This window comes from Anaerobacillus sp. 1_MG-2023 (genome assembly GCF_030547345.1).
GTDB lineage: Bacteria > Bacillota > Bacilli > Bacillales > Guptibacillaceae > Guptibacillus > Guptibacillus hwajinpoensis_B.
Genome location: NZ_JAUORD010000255.1, coordinates 1 through 236 on the forward strand (window position 1 = coordinate 1; position 236 = coordinate 236).

The window sequence follows — 236 nt, forward strand, 5'->3', positions numbered from 1 at the left end:
CTCTACTATCTCTCCATTTGTAAATACAACTTCTCCATTTACGATTGTTGTTTTTACATTTCCTTTAAATGTTTTACCAACATATGGAGAATGCTTGTGACGATATTTTAAATCTTCTGCTTTCAGTACAAACTCTTCATTAAGATCAACAAGTGTTATATCCGCATCGAAACCAGCAGCAATTGTACCTTTTGTTTCTAATCCGAATAGTTCTGCTGGGTTTGTTGATGTTAATG

General features: G+C 33.5%; 1 protein-coding gene. It reads right to left on the reverse strand.

Annotated features, from left to right (window positions below; genetic code table 11):
* On the reverse strand, window positions 1–236 hold a 236-nt coding region (locus tag Q4550_RS24065; RefSeq protein WP_303536791.1), incomplete at both ends, for an amidohydrolase family protein.